The organism is Pseudomonas sp. F3-2 (genome assembly GCF_038804275.1).
In the GTDB taxonomy this organism is placed as follows: Bacteria; Pseudomonadota; Gammaproteobacteria; order Pseudomonadales; family Pseudomonadaceae; genus Aquipseudomonas.
This window is the reverse complement of sequence record NZ_CP152388.1, coordinates 485596-502462: the sequence shown is the minus strand read 5'-3', so window position 1 is coordinate 502462 and position 16867 is coordinate 485596. Positions and strand designations below refer to the sequence as shown.

The following is a 16867-nucleotide window of genomic DNA, read 5'->3' as shown; positions in this document are numbered from 1 at the left end:
CCGCGGGCAGATGGCGCGCAGGAAGCCCGGACTAATAAGATGGCATTGAAATCCCCCGCGTTTCGTAAAAAATTTCCGTTGCTCGTAACCGGCAGTTTGCTGGCGATGCAACCTCTGGCCACCCAGTACGTGGTTGCAGCTGAACAGTATGACTGTTCGGTGTCGGCAACAGGTTCCTGGGATTGCTCTCCGAAAACCACTGCAGCCCAGTTGCCTCCGCGCCCTGTGCACGACGCCAACAGCGTGTCGTCCAACAGCAGCACGGCGACCGAATCGACGATCACCACCGCAAGCGGTGAAGTCGTGCCCAAAACGATGCTGGTCACCGAGGCCAAGGGCCGTGGCCTGAAATCGCGTAGCGAAGACTTCAGCCATCTCGACTGGGTTCCCCGCGAGAAGCTGACCGCTGCCCAACTGGCAGAGACAGGTCCTTACTGCTCCGGTGCCTACATCGAGCCGATTCGCCCGGGCATGGACGACAAGACGCCGAAAAGCGACGCGCCGACCTTCATCGGCGCCAAGGCTTCGCGTTATCAGCAGGACGAACAGATCGCGACCCTGGCCGGTGACGTCGTCATGCGCCAGGGCAGCATGCAGGTTCAGGCCGACGAGGCCAGCCTGCATCAGGCAGAAAACCGTGGCGAGCTGAACGGCGATGTCCGTCTGCGCGACAACGGCGCCCTGATCGTGGGTGACCATGCCGAAGTGCAGCTGGACACCGGCGAGGCGAAAGTCGACAACGCCGAATACGTGCTCCACAAATCCAACGTGCGTGGTAACGCGCTGTACGCCCGCCGTGCAGAAAACGCGATCATCCGCCTCAAGGACGGTACGTACACCACGTGCGAACCGAACAGCAACGCCTGGACGGTGAAGGGCAACAACATCACCCTGAACCCGGCCACCGGCTTCGGTACGGCGACCAACGCCACGCTGCGTGTGAAGGACATCCCGATCCTCTATACGCCGTACATCTATTTCCCGATCGACGACCGTCGTCAGTCCGGTTTCCTGCCACCGACCATCGGTGCCAGCAGCGACACTGGCTTCTCGTTGCTCACGCCTTACTACTTCAACCTGGCGCCGAACTACGACGCCACGTTGTACCCGACGTACATGGCCAAACGGGGTCTGTTGCTCGAAGGTGAGTTCCGCTACCTGACCAAAAGCAGCGAAGGTCAGTTCGGTGCTGCGTACCTGAACGACGACAACGATGATCGCAAGCAGGAGACCGATTACAAGGACACCCGCTGGATGATCAACTGGCAGAACCGCAGCGGTCTGGATGATCGTCTGCTGGCGACCGTCGATTACACCAAGGTTAGCGACCCTTACTACTTCAAGGACCTGAAAAGCGGACAGGAAGGCGTTAACACCAACGATTACCTGAACCAGCAGGGCATGCTGACCTATCGTGGCGATAGCTACACCGGTCGTCTGAACGTCCAGCAGTACCAGCTGACCAGCGTTTCGCGCATCACGCCTTACGGCCGGCTGCCGCAGCTGAAACTCGACGGCACCCTGCCGTTCCGTCCGGAAGGTCTGAAGTTCGACTACAGCACCGAGCTGGTCCGTTTCGATCGTGATCTGCACGACGGCAACTTCAGCGATGAAGACGGCAACATCGAGCCTCGTCTGGATAACAACGTTGCAGGTCTGGCGCGCGCCAATGGCGACCGCCTGAACCTGGCGCCGTCCATCAGCCTGCCGCTGACGTCCTCGTACGGCTTCCTGACGCCCAAGCTGAAATACGTCTACACCCAGTATGATCTGGACCTGGACGGCCAGGGCAAACAGGACCTGCTGACCAACCGTAACAACGCCTCCGTTCTGGGCGAGAGCTACGACAGCAACGTCAATCGCAGCGTGCCGATTTTCAGCGTCGACAGCGGCCTGTACTTCGACCGCAATACCCAGTGGTTCGGCAAAGACTACCGTCAGACCCTCGAACCGCGTCTGTTCTATCTGTATGTGCCTTACAAGGATCAGAAGGACATCCCGGTATTCGACACTGCCGAGACCACCTTCAACTACAGCTCTCTGTTCCGCGACAACCGCTTCAGGGGCTCGGACCGTATCGGCGACGAGAACAAACTCTCGCTGGGTCTGACCAACCGCTGGATCGAAGACAACGGTTTCGAGCGTCAGCGCATCAGCGTGGGCCAGGCCCTGTACTTCAAGGATCGCAAGGTCCAGATGCCGGGCATCGCCTACCAGGATCGCAACGACGCGCAGGCCGATGTGTCTCCGTACGCGCTGGAATACGAATACCGCTTCAACCGCGACTGGCGTGCAACGTCGGATTTCAACTGGGATCCGGACAGCCACAGCACTCGTTCCGGCAGCGCGATGGTTCACTACCAGCCTGAAGACAACCCCGGCAAGATCATCAACGCCGGCTATCGCTACCGCAACGACCTGGTCCGTTACGACCAGAGCACCGGTCGCTGGCAAGTGGGCGGCGGCGATTACGGCACACCGGGTACTCCTGGCTACATCAAGGACTACTACAAGATCGAGCAGCACGACTTCTCGGTCATCTGGCCTGTCGTGCCGCAGTGGAGCGCAATCGGTCGCTGGCAGTATGACTACAACCGCAACCGTACCCTCGAAGCCTTTGGTGGTTTTGAATATGACAACTGCTGCTGGAAGCTGCGTCTGATCAACCGGTACTGGGTCGACTATGACGAGTCCACCCAAGAGATACCGCAGAACGAAAAAGGCGACCGCGGCATTTTCCTACAAATCGTGTTGAAGGGACTTGGCGGCGTAGTTGGCCAAAAAGTTGAAGGCTTCCTCGACAAAGGCATCCAAGGTTATCGTGAACGTGAAGAGCAAGCTTTCTGATTGTCTGCGCCCGCTGATGCTGGGCGCGTTACTCATCGGTTCCGTAGCGCACGCTGAAGTGCGCTCCATCGACAAGGTAGTTGCTATCGTCGACAACGACGTGGTCATGCAAAGCCAGCTCGACCAGCGCACCCGTGAAGTACAGCAAACCATCGCCAAGCGCGGCCAGGGCGTTCCGCCTGCCAGCGCGCTCGAGTCTCAGGTACTGGATCGTCTGATCCTTGAAAACCTGCAGCTTCAGATCGGTGAACGCTCCGGCATTCGCATTACCGATGAAGAGCTCAACCAGGCGGTGGGCACCATTGCCCAGCGTAACAACATGAGCGTCGAGCAGTTCAAGGCAGCGCTGGCGCACGACGGTCTGTCGTACAACAGCGCACGTGAGCAGATTCGCCGGGAAATGATCATCAGCCGGGTGCGTCAGCGCCGGGTTGCCGAGCGCATCCAGGTTTCGGAGCAGGAAGTGAAGAACTTCCTCGCGTCGGACCTTGGCAAAGCGCAGTTTTCCGAAGAATTCCACTTGGCGAACATCCTGATTCCTACACCTGACAGCGCGACTTCGGATCAAATCCAGGCCGCAGCCGTCAAGGCCAAGGACGTGTACGGCAAGCTGCAGCAAGGTGCGAACTTCGAGCAACTCGCCATTTCCACCTCGGCAAGCGAAAGCGCGCTGGACGGCGGAGATATGGGCTGGCGCAAGGCGGCACAGCTGCCTCCACCCTTCGGCGACATGCTGTCTTCGATGCGCCCGGGCGAAGTGACACCTCCTGCGCGCACGCCGGGCGGCTTCATCATCCTCAAGTTGCTGGAAAAACGCGGCGGTGAAAATCAGACTCAGATGCGCGATGAAGTCCACGTGCGTCACATCCTGATCAAGCCAAGCGAAATCCGCAGCGAGGCGGAAACCAAGTTGCTGGCACAGCGCATCTACGATCGCATCCAGAACGGCGAAGACTTCGGCGAACTGGCGAAGAGCTTCTCTGAAGATCCGGGCTCTGCGCTCAACGGTGGCGACATGAACTGGGTCGACCCGCGCTCGCTGGTGCCTGAGTTCCGTGACGTGATGAACGAGACCGCGCAGGGCGTGGTGTCCAAGCCGTTCCAGACTCAGTTTGGCTGGCACGTACTGGAAGTCCTGGGCCGTCGTTCCACCGACAGCACCAACCAGGCGCGTGAGCAACAGGCGATGACGGTGTTGCGCAACCGTAAGTACGATGAAGAGCTGCAAACCTGGCTGCGTCAGATTCGCGACGAAGCCTACGTTGAAATCAAGCTTCCTGGCGCCGACCAGGCCGCCAAGTGAAACCCAAGCGTTTCGCCCTGACACCCGGCGAGCCTGCCGGCATCGGTCCTGACCTTTGCCTGCTGCTCGCCGCGCAGTCCCAGCCTCACCCCCTGATTGCCATCACCAGTTGCGACCTGCTCAATGAGCGGGCCGCGCAACTGGGTGTGGCTGTCAGCCTGATTCCTGTGACGCCAGACACCTGGCCTGACACCGCCGCGCCTGCGGGCAGCCTCTATGTGTGGGACACCCCGCTGCAGGCTCCCGTCATTACCGGGCAATTGAACAAAGCCAACGGCAGCTTCGTCCTCGAAACGCTGACGCGCGCGGGCAATGGCTGCATGGCCGGGCACTTCGCAGGCATGATCACGGCGCCAGTTCACAAAGGCGTGATCAACGAAAGCGGCATCGCGTTTTCGGGCCACACCGAGTTTCTCGCCGAGCTTACCCAGACCGAACAAGTCGTGATGATGCTCGCCACCGGCGATCTGCGCGTGGCACTGGTGACCACTCACCTGCCCTTGCGCGACATCGCGGACGCCATCACCGAGGAACGTCTGGAGCGCGTCACCCGCATTCTGCATGCCGATCTGGTCAACAAGTTTGGCATTGCCCGCCCGCGTATTCTGGTCTGCGGACTCAATCCCCACGCGGGCGAAAGCGGTCATCTTGGCCGCGAAGAAATCGACATCATCGAACCTACTCTGGAGCGTCTGCGCAGCGAAGGCATGGACTTGCGTGGCCCGCTGCCCGCCGACACTCTTTTCACCCCCAAATATCTGGAGCACTGCGATGCAGTGCTGGCGATGTACCACGACCAGGGTCTGCCCGTGCTGAAGTACAAAGGCTTCGGCGCCGCTGTCAATGTCACACTCGGCCTGCCGATCATCCGCACCTCTGTGGATCACGGCACTGCGCTGGATCTGGCAGGCACCGGCAAGATCGACACCGGCAGCCTCAAGGTCGCACTGGAAACCGCCTATCAGATGGCCGAGACCCGTAAATGACTGAGCAATACCAACACAAGGCGCGCAAGCGCTTCGGCCAGAACTTCCTGCACGACGCCGGCGTGATCGACAAGATCCTGCGCTCCATTCGCGCCAAGGCAGAGGACCGCATGCTGGAAATCGGCCCTGGCCAGGGCGCCTTGACCGAAGGCCTGCTGAGCAGCGGTGCACAGCTGGACGTCGTTGAGCTGGACAAAGACCTGGTGCCGATTCTCATGCAGCAGTTCAGTGCCAAGCCGAATTTCAACCTTCATCAGGGCGACGCACTGAAGTTCGACTTCACCAGCCTCAATGCTGCGCCGAACAGTCTGCGGGTGGTGGGCAACCTGCCTTACAACATCTCCACTCCGCTGATTTTTCACCTGCTGCAGAATGCTCACCTGATCCGCGACATGCATTTCATGCTGCAGAAGGAAGTGGTCGAGCGTCTGGCCGCAGGCCCTGGCGGCGGTGACTGGGGTCGCCTGTCGATCATGGTTCAGTACCATTGCCGCGTTGAGCACCTGTTCAACGTCGGGCCCGGGGCGTTCAATCCGCCGCCGAAGGTCGACTCGGCGATCGTGCGTCTGGTCCCCCATGAGTCCCTGCCACACCCGGCCAAGGATCATCGCGTACTCGAACGCCTGGTTCGCGAAGCGTTCAACCAGCGCCGCAAAACCTTGCGCAATACCTTGAAGGCGCTGCTCACCAGTGAAGAAATCGCCGAAGCGGGCGTCGATGGCAGCTTGCGTCCCGAGCAGCTGGATCTCGCGGCGTTCGTGCGTCTGGCCGACAAACTGACCGACAAGCCTGTCGTCGGCTGATCGCGCAGGGCATGTACGGGCGGAGCACCAATTGGTTTTTTACCCGTCACATGTCCTAGACTGATTGTCTACCGGGCTCCTTCCGGCTTTTTCCGCTTTCGCTTTTAAGGCCTCTTGCATGTCTGATCCCCGTTATCAGGTCGACGTCAGCGTCGTCACCCGCTTCCTTGCCGAACAATCGCAGCCTGAGCAAAACCGCTTCGCTTTCGCCTACACCGTTACCGTGCACAATAGCGGCGAGATCGCGGCCAAGTTGCTGTCGCGTCACTGGGTCATCACCGACGGTGACGGCCATGTCGAAGAAGTTCGCGGCGAGGGCGTGGTCGGTCAACAGCCGCTGATTCAGGCCGGACAGAGCCATACCTACAGCAGCGGAACCGTCATGACCACGCAAGTGGGCAACATGCAGGGCAGCTACCAGATGCTGGCCGAAGACGGTAAACGCTTCGATGCCATCATCGCCCCGTTCCGGCTGGCGGTGCCGGGGGCCCTTCACTGATGGCGGTGTACGCTGTTGGCGACTTGCAGGGTTGCCTGGATCCTCTGAAATGCCTGCTTGAGCAAGTGAAGTTCGATCCGGCCAAAGACAAACTCTGGCTGGTGGGCGATCTGGTCAACCGCGGCCCACAGTCGCTGGAAACCCTGCGTTTTCTCTACGCCATGCGTCAGTCGATCGTCTGCGTGCTGGGCAATCATGACCTGCACTTGCTGGCTGCCGGACGCAACATCGAACGGCTCAAGAAAGCCGACACCCTGCGTGAGATCCTCGAGGCCCCGGATGCCAGCGAACTGCTTGACTGGCTGCGTCAGCAGAAGCTCATGCACTACGACGCCGAACGGGATATCGCCTTGGTCCACGCGGGCATCCCGCCGCAGTGGACGTTGAAAAAAGCGCTGCGCTGTGCCGAAGAAGTCGAAGAGGCGCTGCGCGACGACAATCTCTTCGAACCCTTTCTCGACGGCATGTACGGCAACGAGCCGGCCAAGTGGGACAAAGATCTGCACGGCGTCACGCGGCTGCGCGTCATCACCAACTACTTCACGCGGATGCGCTTCTGCACCAGCGACGGCAAGCTCGACCTCAAGAGCAAGGAAGGCCTGGACAGTGCGCCGACGGGTTACGCGCCATGGTTCAGCCACAAGGATCGCAAAACCAAGGGCCTGAATATCATTTTCGGTCATTGGGCCGCGCTTGAAGGGCGATGTGACGAGCCGGGCGTTTACGCGTTGGACACCGGATGCGTATGGGGCGGTGCGATGACCCTGCTCAATGTCGACACCCGGACACTGATTCGCTGCGAATGCGACGACAGCGGTCATGTCGAGAAGCCATCGACCAGAGCGCCGTCCAGTGGCGACGAACAGCCAGCGCGGCAGTAGAATTCCCTTTTCGTTCTCAACCGGTTGAGAACCCGACGGCCCAGGAGCCCATGCCATGACCGACTTCAAACGCATTCCGCCGGAGCAGGCCCAGGCCCTGCGCGAACAAGGCGCCGTACTGGTCGATGTGCGCGACGCGCAGACATTCGCCAGTAATCACATCCCTGATTCGCATCATCTGGACAACCACTCGATCGCGGACTTCATCCGCGCCGCCGACCTGGACAAACCGTTGGTCGTCGTCTGTTACCACGGCAACTCCAGCCAGAGCGCAGCGGCCTATCTTGTAGGTCAAGGCTTCTCCGAGGTCTACAGCATGGATGGCGGTTTCGAGCTGTGGAAAAACACTTTTCCGACTGAAACCGCGCAAGGCTGATCGAAAAATATTTTTTCCAGGCGCTATCCCGCGTCCTACGCGGGCTCGCGCCCCCATCTGACGAACGGTCCGCCTCTGTTCACACGCATTCCTTCTTTCTGTGTGCGAATCCGAACTATCCTTAGCCTCAGGCCATCCGAATCAGGGGAGAGCCGGTACACCGGCGCGTGGGTCATCGGTAGCTACTTTTATGGTGTTTGGGGGGTAAATGGCCGCTGAGTAATCAGTTGCCAGCCAGCATCGACTGACGATCCGCCGCCGGCTCCACGTATCGAGCGAGGTGACGTCATGAGTATTTTTAGCCACTTCCAACAACGCTTTGAATCGACACGCCAGGAAGAGCTCTCGCTACAGGAGTACTTGGAGCTCTGCAAAACCGATCGCAGTGCATACGCCTCAGCCGCAGAACGTCTTCTGATGGCCATCGGCGAGCCTGAGTTGTTCGACACATCGACCAACTCCAGGCTGTCCAGAATCTTCTCCAACAAGGTCATTCGGCGCTATCCGGCGTTCGAGGATTTCCACGGCATGGAGGACTGCATCGAGCAAATCGTCTCGTACTTCCGCCACGCTGCCCAAGGCCTGGAAGAGAAGAAACAGATCCTTTACCTGCTCGGCCCTGTAGGCGGCGGCAAGTCGTCCCTGGCTGAAAAACTCAAACAGCTTGTTGAAAAAATACCTTTCTACGCCATCAAGGGCTCCCCGGTTTTCGAATCGCCCTTGGGCCTGTTCAAACCCACCGAAGACGGGACGATCCTCGAAGAGGACTACGGCATCCCGCGCAGATACCTCAACACCATCATGTCGCCATGGGCGACCAAACGTCTGGCCGATTTCGGGGGCGACATCAGCCAGTTCAAAGTGGTGAAACTCTATCCATCGATCCTCAATCAGATCGCCGTTGCCAAGACCGAGCCGGGCGACGAGAACAACCAGGACATCTCTGCACTGGTCGGTAAAGTCGACATCCGCAAACTCGAGGAATACCCACAGAACGACGCCGACGCTTACAGCTACTCTGGCGCGCTGTGCCGGGCCAACCAGGGCCTGATGGAATTCGTGGAGATGTTCAAGGCGCCGATCAAAGTCTTGCACCCTCTGCTCACCGCTACTCAGGAAGGTAACTACAACAGTACCGAAGGCCTGGGCGCGATTCCTTTCACCGGTATTTTGCTGGCCCACTCCAACGAATCGGAATGGCACAGCTTCCGCAACAACAAGAACAACGAAGCCTTCATCGACCGTATCTACATCGTGAAGGTGCCTTACTGCCTGCGCGTCAGCGACGAGATCAAGATTTACGACAAGTTGCTGTTCAACAGCTCTCTGGCCAAAGCGCATTGCGCGCCCGACACGTTGAAAATGCTGGCGCAGTTCACCGTGTTGTCACGACTCAAAGAGCCCGAAAACTCGAATATCTATTCGAAGATGAGGGTCTACGACGGCGAAAACCTGAAGGACACCGATCCGAAAGCCAAGTCGATTCAGGAGTACCGCGACAGCGCGGGTGTGGACGAAGGCATGAATGGCCTGTCGACGCGTTTCGCGTTCAAGATTCTGTCGAAGGTCTTCAACTTCGATCCCCATGAAGTCGCCGCGAACCCGGTCCATCTGCTTTATGTGCTGGAACAGCAGATCGAGCAGGAACAATTCCAGGCTGAAACCCGTGAGCGCTACCTGCGGTTCATCAAGGAATATCTCGCGCCGCGTTACATCGAGTTCATCGGCAAAGAGATTCAGACCGCTTACCTTGAGTCGTATAGCGAATACGGTCAGAACATCTTCGATCGCTATGTGCTGTACGCGGATTTCTGGATTCAGGATCAGGAATACCGGGATCCCGAAACGGGCGAAATCCTCAACCGCGTTGCCCTCAACGAGGAGCTGGAGAAGATCGAGAAACCGGCTGGCATCAGTAATCCGAAGGATTTCCGAAACGAGATCGTCAACTTCGTGTTGCGTGCCCGCGCCAATAACAACGGCAAGAATCCGACCTGGCTCAGCTATGAGAAGCTGCGCGTGGTGATCGAGAAGAAAATGTTCTCCAACACCGAGGACCTGCTGCCGGTTATCAGCTTCAACGCCAAAGCCAGTAAAGAGGACCAACAGAAACACAACGACTTTGTTACCCGCATGGTCGAGCGCGGTTACACCGACAAACAGGTACGACTGCTGTCCGAGTGGTATCTGCGTGTCCGGAAGTCCCAGTAACGCAGCGGTAAGCTACAAGCTTCAAGCGGCAAGCTGAACGGGGCAGCCCTCGAGTTCGACCCGTTTAGCTTGCGGCTTGCAGCTGTTTTCTACTTGCAGCTGCCCGGAGGGCTCCAGATGAGCTATGTGATCGACCGACGTCTCAATGGCAAGAACAAGAGCACGGTAAATCGGCAGCGCTTTCTGCGTCGTTACCGTGACCACATCAAAAAAGCAGTCGAAGAAGCAGTCAGCCGCCGCTCGATAACCGATATGGAGCATGGCGAGCAGATCAGTATTCCGGGGCGCGATATCGACGAACCGGTGCTTCATCATGGCCGCGGCGGCAAGCAGACCGTCGTCCATCCCGGCAACAAGGAATTCACCACCGGCGAACATATCGCCCGGCCGCAGGGCGGTGGCGGCGGCAAAGGGCCTGGCAAGGCGAGCAATTCCGGCGAAGGCATGGATGAGTTCGTGTTTCAGATCACCCAGGAAGAATTCCTCGAGTTCATGTTCGAAGACCTCGAACTTCCCAATCTGGTCAAACGCAACCTGACCGGGACCGACACGTTCAAAACGGTGCGTGCCGGCATCAGCAACGAGGGCAATCCCTCTCGTATCAACATCATTCGTACCTTGCGTTCGGCTCATGCCCGTCGCATCGCGCTGTCAGGCAGCAGCCGCGCCAAGCTTCGGGAAGTGCTCGCCGAACTCGAGCGCCTCAAGCGCGAAGAACCGGACAACTTCGGTGACATTCAAGAACTGGAAGTCGAAGCCCAACGCTTGCAGGCGCGTATCAAGCGTGTGCCTTATCTGGACACCTTCGACCTCAAATACAACCTGCTGGTCAAGCAGCCCAACCCGAGTTCCAAGGCGGTCATGTTTTGCCTGATGGACGTCTCGGGGTCGATGACTCAAGCTACCAAAGACATCGCCAAGCGCTTCTTCATCCTGCTGTACCTGTTTCTCAAGCGAAATTACGACAAGATCGAAGTGGTGTTCATCCGCCATCACACCAGCGCCCGCGAGGTCGACGAAGAAGAGTTTTTCTACTCACGCGAAACCGGCGGCACCATCGTGTCCAGCGCATTGAAGTTGATGCAGGAGATCATGGCCGAGCGCTACCCCACCAACGAGTGGAACATCTACGCCGCTCAGGCTTCTGACGGAGACAACTGGAACGACGACTCGCCCATCTGCCGCGACATTCTGATCAAGCAGATTATGCCGTTCGTGCAGTACTACACTTACGTCGAAATTACCCCACGCGAGCATCAGGCGCTGTGGTTCGAATACGAGCGCATCGGCGAAGCGTTTGCCGACACGTTCGCCCAGCAGCAGCTGGTCTCTGCCGGTGATATCTATCCGGTATTCCGTGAACTCTTCCAGCGCAGGTTAGTGACATGACCGCTAGAGAGCAGAAGCGCCAACCCCTTTCCACGGGTTCCGAGTGGACATTCGAACTGATCCAGGCGTACGACCGGGAAATCAGCCGCATCGCCGAACGTTACGCCCTGGATACCTATCCCAACCAGATCGAGGTGATCACCGCCGAGCAAATGATGGACGCCTATGCGTCGGTCGGCATGCCGCTGGGCTATCACCATTGGTCCTACGGCAAACACTTCCTGAGCACAGAGAAATCCTACTCGCGCGGCCAGATGGGTCTGGCGTACGAGATCGTCATCAACTCCGATCCTTGCATTGCTTATCTGATGGAAGAAAACACCATCTGCATGCAGGCATTGGTCGTCGCGCACGCGTGCTACGGCCATAACAGCTTCTTCAAGGGCAACTACCTGTTTCGGACCTGGACAGATGCCAGCTCGATCATCGATTACTTGGTGTTCGCCAAGCAGTACATCATGCAATGCGAGGAGCGCCACGGTATCGATGCCGTGGAGGATCTGCTCGACTCCTGTCACGCCTTGATGAACTACGGCGTCGATCGCTATAAACGCCCCTATCCGATTTCGGCTGAAGAGGAACGTCGCCGACAAAAAGACCGCGAAGAGCACCTGCAAAAGCAGATCAATGATCTGTGGCGCACCATTCCCAAGAGCGCCAGCAAGAACGACAAGGAAGACAACGCGCGCTTCCCTGCAGAACCCCAGGAAAACATTCTTTACTTCATCGAAAAACATGCGCCACTGCTGGAGCCATGGCAGCGTGAAGTTGTGCGAATCGTGCGCAAGATCGCCCAGTATTTTTACCCGCAGCGTCAGACTCAAGTGATGAACGAAGGCTGGGCGACGTTCTGGCACTACACCTTGATGAATGATCTGTACGACGAAGGCCTGGTGACTGACGGATTCATGCTCGAGTTTCTGCAGTCCCACACCAGCGTCGTGTTTCAGCCAGGATTCGACAGCCCTTATTACAGCGGCATAAACCCCTACACCCTCGGGTTTGCCATGTATCAGGACATCAGGCGGATGTGCGAGCACCCTACCGAGGAAGACCGCCGCTGGTTCCCGGAGCTCGCGGGGACCGACTGGCTGACTGCGGTGAAGTTTGCGATGAGCAGCTTCAAGGATGAGAGCTTCATCCTGCAGTACCTGTCGCCCAAGGTGATCCGGGATTTGAAACTGTTCAGCATTCTGGACGACGACCAGAAGGATGATCTGCTTGTCCCGGCCATTCACGACGAAACCGGCTACCGAATCATTCGAGAGACGCTGGCCGCTCAGTACAACCTGGGCAACCGCGAACCCAACGTGCAGATCTACAGCATCGACCGTCGCGGCGATCGCTCACTGACTCTGCGCCATCAGCAACATGACCGTAAACCGCTGGGCGACTCCACCGACGAAGTGCTCAAGCATCTGCATCGCTTGTGGGGCTTTGATATTCATCTGGAAACGCTGCAGGGCGATCAAATCATGAAGACCCACCACGTACCGCCGAGAAGCGAACACGCTGACGGTGAATATCCCAGGCTCGACCTGGCCGTCGTACACCTTTAGGCGATAACGCTTTTTCCACCTCCGCAGGCGCAACTTAAGGTTTATCCTGTCGCGCTTACGGAGGTTTTTTATGCAGATCTATAAAGTCGGCGGCGCGGTTCGTGATCGCCTGCTTGGTAAACCGGTTGCCGACACCGATTGGGTAGTGGTGGGCGCGACCGCAGATGAGATGCTGATCAAGGGCTATCGCCCGATCGGTACAGACTTTCCAGTATTTTTGCACCCGCTGACCGGCGAGGAATACGCACTGGCCCGCACCGAGCGCAAGACCGCGCGCGGCTATGGCGGCTTTGTGTTTCATGCCGATCCCGAGGTCACACTCGAAGAAGACCTCATCCGCCGCGACCTCACCATCAACGCTATCGCCGAAGACAAAGAGGGTCATCTCACCGACCCTTATCACGGCCAGCGGGACCTTGAAGCGCGGATGTTGCGCCACGTATCGCCGGCGTTCGCCGAAGATCCCCTCCGAGTGCTTCGTGTGGCGCGTTTTGCTGCCCGCTATGCTCCCGATGGCTTCACCATAGCGCCGGAAACCCTTGAACTGATGCGCCAGCTCGGCGCATCCGGAGAGCTTGAGGCCCTGACACCCGAGCGCAGCTGGAAGGAAATTTCCCGGGCGCTGATGGAGCGTGAGCCGCAGGTGTTCATCGAGGTGCTGCGTGAATGCGGCGCATTGAAAGTGCTGATGCCAGAGGTCGATGCGCTGTTTGGCGTGCCTCAGCCGGAAGCTCATCACCCCGAAGTCGACACAGGGTTGCATGTGCTCAGCGTGCTGCATCAGGCATCGCTGCATCACCAGCCGCTCAGTGTGCGCTGGGCTTGCCTGCTCCATGACTTGGGCAAAGCCCTGACGCCGGAGGAAGAATGGCCTCGGCACATCGCCCATGAACAGAAAGGCTTGAAGTCGATCAAGGCCGTGAATCTGCGCTTCAAAGTGCCGAAGGAGTGTCAGGAACTGGCTTTGCTGGTCGGCCAATATCACACCCACGGACACCGCGCGATGGAGCTCAAACCCTCGACCTTGCTGGATCTGTTGCAGAGCTTCGACGTGTATCGCCGGCCTCAGCGCTTTGAAGAGTTTGTCGTGGCCTGCGAGATGGACGCACGCGGTCGCAAAGGGTTCGAGGATCGCAGTTATCCACAGGCCGAATATTTGCGCGGCGCTGCCGAAGCCGCACGGCAGGTGGCGGTCCAGCCGTTGTTGGACAAGGGATACCAAGGGCAGGAACTGGGCGAGGCGCTCAAGCGCGAGCGGCTGGATACGCTGAAGGTGTACAAGGCGTCGTATCAGGCTTGAAGCGAATGCTATTCCTGTAGGAGCCATCCGAGTTTGCGAGGGTCGCGATGCGGTGTATCAGTCAAACCGCAATCGCGAGCACGCTTGCTTCTACAGGTCGCCAGTCCGCAAAAGGGAATCCGGCGTCAGCTGCTGACCCCGCCACTCAAAGCCCACCGGCCAGAGCTTCTGATCAATCTGCGCGTCCTGCCAGAGTTGAGAAAACGCGATTCCAACCCCGGGGTGCAGACGTTCAGGGGCGATCAGCGAAAGAGGCCATAGCACGAACGCATTCTTCAGAATTTCGGCACGGGGCAAGACCAGGCCATCGAAATTGCCAACGTGTTCGTCATAGAGCAGCACATCGATGTCCAGCGGCAGTCCTTTACGATCCGGGGCATAACGGCCGTTATCGGCTTCGATGAATTTCAGCCGACGATCCAGCTCGATCAAGGGCAGATCGGTCAGCGCCGACACCACAAGATTGAAAAAAGGGCCGCTCTTGATGCCGACCGGATGGCTTTCGAACACTGGCGAGCAGGTCATATCGGTCAGAAATCCCGCAAGCGCATCAAGCCCTGCGCACAGATGTTTCTCGCGGTCGATATTGCTGCCCAGGCCCAGGAAAATCCGTGTCAGCGACATCCGCGCTCGATCTCCACACCCACGCCTTTGGCCGCTGGCACGGCTCCCGGCTTGGTCAGTTTGAGGTGCAACCAGGGAATATTGAACTCGCCCATCAACACCTCGGCCAGGCGTTCGGCAAACGTTTCGACCAGCTCAAAGCTGGATGCTTCGGCGAAGGCCTGGATGCGTGCGGACACGCTGGCGTAGTCGAGCGCTTTGCTCAGGTCATCGTCCGCCGCAGCAGGCCGAATGTCCCAGGCAAAACTCAGGTCCAGACGCAGGACCTGGCGAATGCCACGTTCCCAATCGTAGGCGCCGATCACCGTATCGACCTCCAGACCCTCAATGAAAACTCTGTCCAAGCCTCTCTCTCCGTTGCACGACAAGGGCGCGATGCGCCGTTAGAATCAAGGCATCCCCGCCCGGAATGGTTAGCATGTTTTGGTCATTGGCGATCCTCGCCTACCTGCTCGGCTCACTGTCCTTTGCCATCCTGCTTAGCCGCATGACCGGCAAGCCGGACCCGCGTGCCAGCGGCTCGGGCAACGCCGGCGCGACCAACATGCTGCGCCTGGCAGGCAAGAAGCTCGCTATCCTGACCCTGATCGGCGACGTCTGCAAAGGACTGATTCCGGTGCTGATCGCCAATTGGGCAGGGCTCGACCCTCGCCTGCAGGCCTGGGTCGGCGTGTGCGCGGTGCTGGGCCACCTGTTCCCGCTCTATTTCCGCTTCCGGGGAGGCAAGGGCGTTGCCACTGCCGCCGGGATGTTGCTCGGCCTGTATCCACCCGCTGCGTTGCTGGCAATCGCCGCGTGGCTGCTGACGTTCTACCTGACCCGCACCAGCTCCCTCGCATCGCTCATCGCAACGCCACTGACCTTGCCGCTTCTGGCCTGGCAGGAACCGCACGCGCTGGTGCCGATGAGCGTTCTGACGCTGTTGATCGTCTGGCGCCACCGGGGCAATTTACGCGACCTGTTTGCCGGGCGCGAACGGCATTTCTGAATCCCCAACATAAAAGAGGCTCATGCGAGCCTCTTTGTCGACCAGGATTGCCGTATTACAGCCCCGGCAATTGCTCCATCGGCCACCGCGCCTGCACGCTGATCGCCAGGCCTTCCTTCTGCCCGGCCTGCAAACGCTGGCAACCTGCGAACGCGATCATCGCGCCATTATCGGTACAGAACTCAGGCCGTGCGTAGTAAACGTTGCCGCCCAAACCGCTCAACATCTGCTCCAGCGAATGCCGCAGCGCCTTGTTGGCACTCACGCCACCGGCGATCACCAGACGCTTGAGGCCGGTCTGTTTCAACGCGCGTTTGCACTTGATCGTCAAAGTCTCCACCACCGCCTGCTGGAAGGCCAGCGAGATGTCGCAACGGGTTTGTTCGCCGTCGTCTCCAGCGCTCTGGCACTGCTGCCAGGTATTGAGCGCGAAGGTTTTCAGGCCGCTGAAGCTGAAATCCAGGCCCGGACGATCGGTCATCGGGCGTGGAAAAACGAAGCGACCTTCGACGCCGCTTTGAGCCAGCCGGGAGATTTCAGGCCCGCCGGGATAATTGAGCCCCATCATTTTGGCGGTCTTGTCGAACGCCTCGCCGGCAGCATCGTCCAGGGTTTCGCCGAGCAGCTCGTAAAGACCGATCCCGTCGACACGCACCAGCTGCGTATGCCCGCCGGAAACCAACAAAGCGACGAACGGAAACTCGGGCGGTTGTTCTTCCAGCATCGGCGCCAGCAGATGGCCTTCCATGTGGTGCACGCCCAGCGCCGGAATGTCCCAGGCAAACGCCAGCGCCTGGGCACAGGAAGCCCCGACCAGCAGCGCGCCGACGAGCCCCGGGCCTGCCGTGTAGGCAATGGCATCGATCTCGGTCACGGCGCAGTCGGCCTCCGCCAGCACCTGACGAATCAAGGGCAGCATGCGTTTGACGTGATCGCGAGAAGCAAGCTCCGGCACCACGCCACCATAGACGCGGTGCAGGTCGATCTGACTGAACAGTGCATCGGCGAGAAGCCCGCGCTCGCTGTCGTACAGCGCCACGCCGGTTTCATCGCAGGAGGTTTCCAATCCCAGTACTAACATGGGGTACGCCTTGTAGAGGC

The 16867-nt window shown here is 59.0% G+C and carries 15 protein-coding genes; 12 read left to right on the top strand and 3 right to left on the bottom strand.

Going from position 1 to position 16867, the window contains the following annotated elements; translation table 11 throughout:
• The first annotated feature begins 39 nt into the window (after positions 1-39).
• The 11 genes from AAGQ88_RS02210 to AAGQ88_RS02160 all read left to right on the top strand — a co-directional run bounded on the left by AAGQ88_RS02210 (position 40) and on the right by AAGQ88_RS02160 (position 14154).
• The gene (locus tag AAGQ88_RS02210; RefSeq protein ID WP_342654339.1) at positions 40-2847 is read left to right on the top strand and encodes an LPS-assembly protein LptD; all 2808 of its coding nucleotides are present in this window, start codon (positions 40-42) and stop codon (positions 2845-2847) included.
• Positions 2828-4150, top strand: coding sequence for a peptidylprolyl isomerase (locus AAGQ88_RS02205; protein ID WP_342654338.1), 1323 nt, complete (start codon positions 2828-2830; stop codon positions 4148-4150). The genes AAGQ88_RS02210 and AAGQ88_RS02205 overlap by 20 nt, the downstream gene beginning before the upstream one ends.
• Positions 4147-5136: a 4-hydroxythreonine-4-phosphate dehydrogenase PdxA gene (pdxA, locus tag AAGQ88_RS02200; protein WP_342654337.1), complete on the top strand. Its 990-nt coding sequence runs from the start codon at positions 4147-4149 to the stop codon at positions 5134-5136. The genes AAGQ88_RS02205 and pdxA overlap by 4 nt, the downstream gene beginning before the upstream one ends.
• Entirely contained in the window at positions 5133-5939 is an 807-nt protein-coding gene (gene rsmA, locus AAGQ88_RS02195; protein ID WP_093468683.1) for a 16S rRNA (adenine(1518)-N(6)/adenine(1519)-N(6))-dimethyltransferase RsmA, read from the top strand. The genes pdxA and rsmA overlap by 4 nt, the downstream gene beginning before the upstream one ends.
• Before the next feature lie 118 nt (positions 5940-6057).
• Entirely contained in the window at positions 6058-6438 is a 381-nt protein-coding gene (gene apaG / locus AAGQ88_RS02190) for a Co2+/Mg2+ efflux protein ApaG (protein ID WP_093468680.1), read from the top strand.
• Positions 6438-7319, top strand: coding sequence for a symmetrical bis(5'-nucleosyl)-tetraphosphatase (locus AAGQ88_RS02185; RefSeq protein WP_285426363.1), 882 nt, complete (start codon positions 6438-6440; stop codon positions 7317-7319). The genes apaG and AAGQ88_RS02185 overlap by 1 nt, the downstream gene beginning before the upstream one ends.
• A gap of 55 nt (positions 7320-7374) precedes the next feature.
• Complete coding sequence (glpE, locus tag AAGQ88_RS02180; RefSeq protein ID WP_342654336.1) at positions 7375-7695, top strand: thiosulfate sulfurtransferase GlpE; 321 nt, start codon at positions 7375-7377, stop codon at positions 7693-7695.
• A 288-nt stretch (positions 7696-7983) separates the two neighbouring features.
• Positions 7984-9906, top strand: a complete 1923-nt coding sequence (locus AAGQ88_RS02175; RefSeq protein WP_342654335.1) for a PrkA family serine protein kinase — start codon at positions 7984-7986, stop codon at positions 9904-9906.
• A 117-nt stretch (positions 9907-10023) separates the two neighbouring features.
• Entirely contained in the window at positions 10024-11295 is a 1272-nt protein-coding gene (locus AAGQ88_RS02170; RefSeq protein WP_093468671.1) for a YeaH/YhbH family protein, read from the top strand.
• A complete protein-coding gene (locus AAGQ88_RS02165; protein WP_093468669.1) occupies positions 11292-12854 on the top strand; it encodes a SpoVR family protein in 1563 nt (520 codons plus the stop codon). The genes AAGQ88_RS02170 and AAGQ88_RS02165 overlap by 4 nt, the downstream gene beginning before the upstream one ends.
• A 70-nt stretch (positions 12855-12924) precedes the next feature.
• Positions 12925-14154, top strand: coding sequence for a multifunctional CCA addition/repair protein (locus AAGQ88_RS02160; RefSeq protein ID WP_342654334.1), 1230 nt, complete (start codon positions 12925-12927; stop codon positions 14152-14154).
• 90 nt (positions 14155-14244) lie between these two features.
• On the opposite strand, the gene folK is transcribed toward AAGQ88_RS02160, so the two are convergent.
• On the bottom strand, positions 14245-14778 hold the full coding sequence (gene folK, locus AAGQ88_RS02155; RefSeq protein WP_342654333.1) for a 2-amino-4-hydroxy-6-hydroxymethyldihydropteridine diphosphokinase: 534 nt from the start codon (positions 14776-14778) through the stop codon (positions 14245-14247).
• Entirely contained in the window at positions 14769-15122 is a 354-nt protein-coding gene (gene folB, locus AAGQ88_RS02150) for a dihydroneopterin aldolase (RefSeq protein ID WP_342654332.1), read from the bottom strand. The genes folK and folB overlap by 10 nt, the downstream gene beginning before the upstream one ends.
• Positions 15123-15196: 74 nt before the next feature.
• Between folB and plsY the strand changes: the two genes are divergently transcribed.
• Positions 15197-15766 (top strand): glycerol-3-phosphate 1-O-acyltransferase PlsY, encoded by a 570-nt coding sequence (gene plsY, locus AAGQ88_RS02145; protein ID WP_285426367.1) that lies wholly within the window; start codon positions 15197-15199, stop codon positions 15764-15766.
• A gap of 55 nt (positions 15767-15821) precedes the next feature.
• Here the strand turns inward: plsY and tsaD are convergent, their stop codons facing one another.
• A complete protein-coding gene (tsaD, locus tag AAGQ88_RS02140) occupies positions 15822-16847 on the bottom strand; it encodes a tRNA (adenosine(37)-N6)-threonylcarbamoyltransferase complex transferase subunit TsaD (RefSeq protein WP_342654331.1) in 1026 nt (341 codons plus the stop codon).
• Positions 16848-16867: the final 20 nt, after the last annotated feature.

Bases quoted from the DNA above. Each gene is read 5' to 3' on its own strand.
- AAGQ88_RS02210 (WP_342654339.1), top strand. From the start codon at position 40: ATGGCATTGAAATCCCCCGCGTTTCGTAAAAAATTTCCGTTGCTCGTA.
- rsmA (WP_093468683.1), top strand. From the start codon at position 5,133: ATGACTGAGCAATACCAACACAAGGCGCGCAAGCGCTTCGGCCAGAAC.
- apaG (WP_093468680.1), top strand. From the start codon at position 6,058: ATGTCTGATCCCCGTTATCAGGTCGACGTCAGCGTCGTCACCCGCTTC.
- AAGQ88_RS02185 (WP_285426363.1), top strand. From the start codon at position 6,438: ATGGCGGTGTACGCTGTTGGCGACTTGCAGGGTTGCCTGGATCCTCTG.
- glpE (WP_342654336.1), top strand. From the start codon at position 7,375: ATGACCGACTTCAAACGCATTCCGCCGGAGCAGGCCCAGGCCCTGCGC.
- AAGQ88_RS02175 (WP_342654335.1), top strand. From the start codon at position 7,984: ATGAGTATTTTTAGCCACTTCCAACAACGCTTTGAATCGACACGCCAG.
- AAGQ88_RS02170 (WP_093468671.1), top strand. From the start codon at position 10,024: ATGAGCTATGTGATCGACCGACGTCTCAATGGCAAGAACAAGAGCACG.
- AAGQ88_RS02165 (WP_093468669.1), top strand. From the start codon at position 11,292: ATGACCGCTAGAGAGCAGAAGCGCCAACCCCTTTCCACGGGTTCCGAG.
- AAGQ88_RS02160 (WP_342654334.1), top strand. From the start codon at position 12,925: ATGCAGATCTATAAAGTCGGCGGCGCGGTTCGTGATCGCCTGCTTGGT.
- folK (WP_342654333.1), bottom strand. From the start codon at position 14,778: ATGTCGCTGACACGGATTTTCCTGGGCCTGGGCAGCAATATCGACCGC.
- plsY (WP_285426367.1), top strand. From the start codon at position 15,197: ATGTTTTGGTCATTGGCGATCCTCGCCTACCTGCTCGGCTCACTGTCC.
- tsaD (WP_342654331.1), bottom strand. From the start codon at position 16,847: ATGTTAGTACTGGGATTGGAAACCTCCTGCGATGAAACCGGCGTGGCG.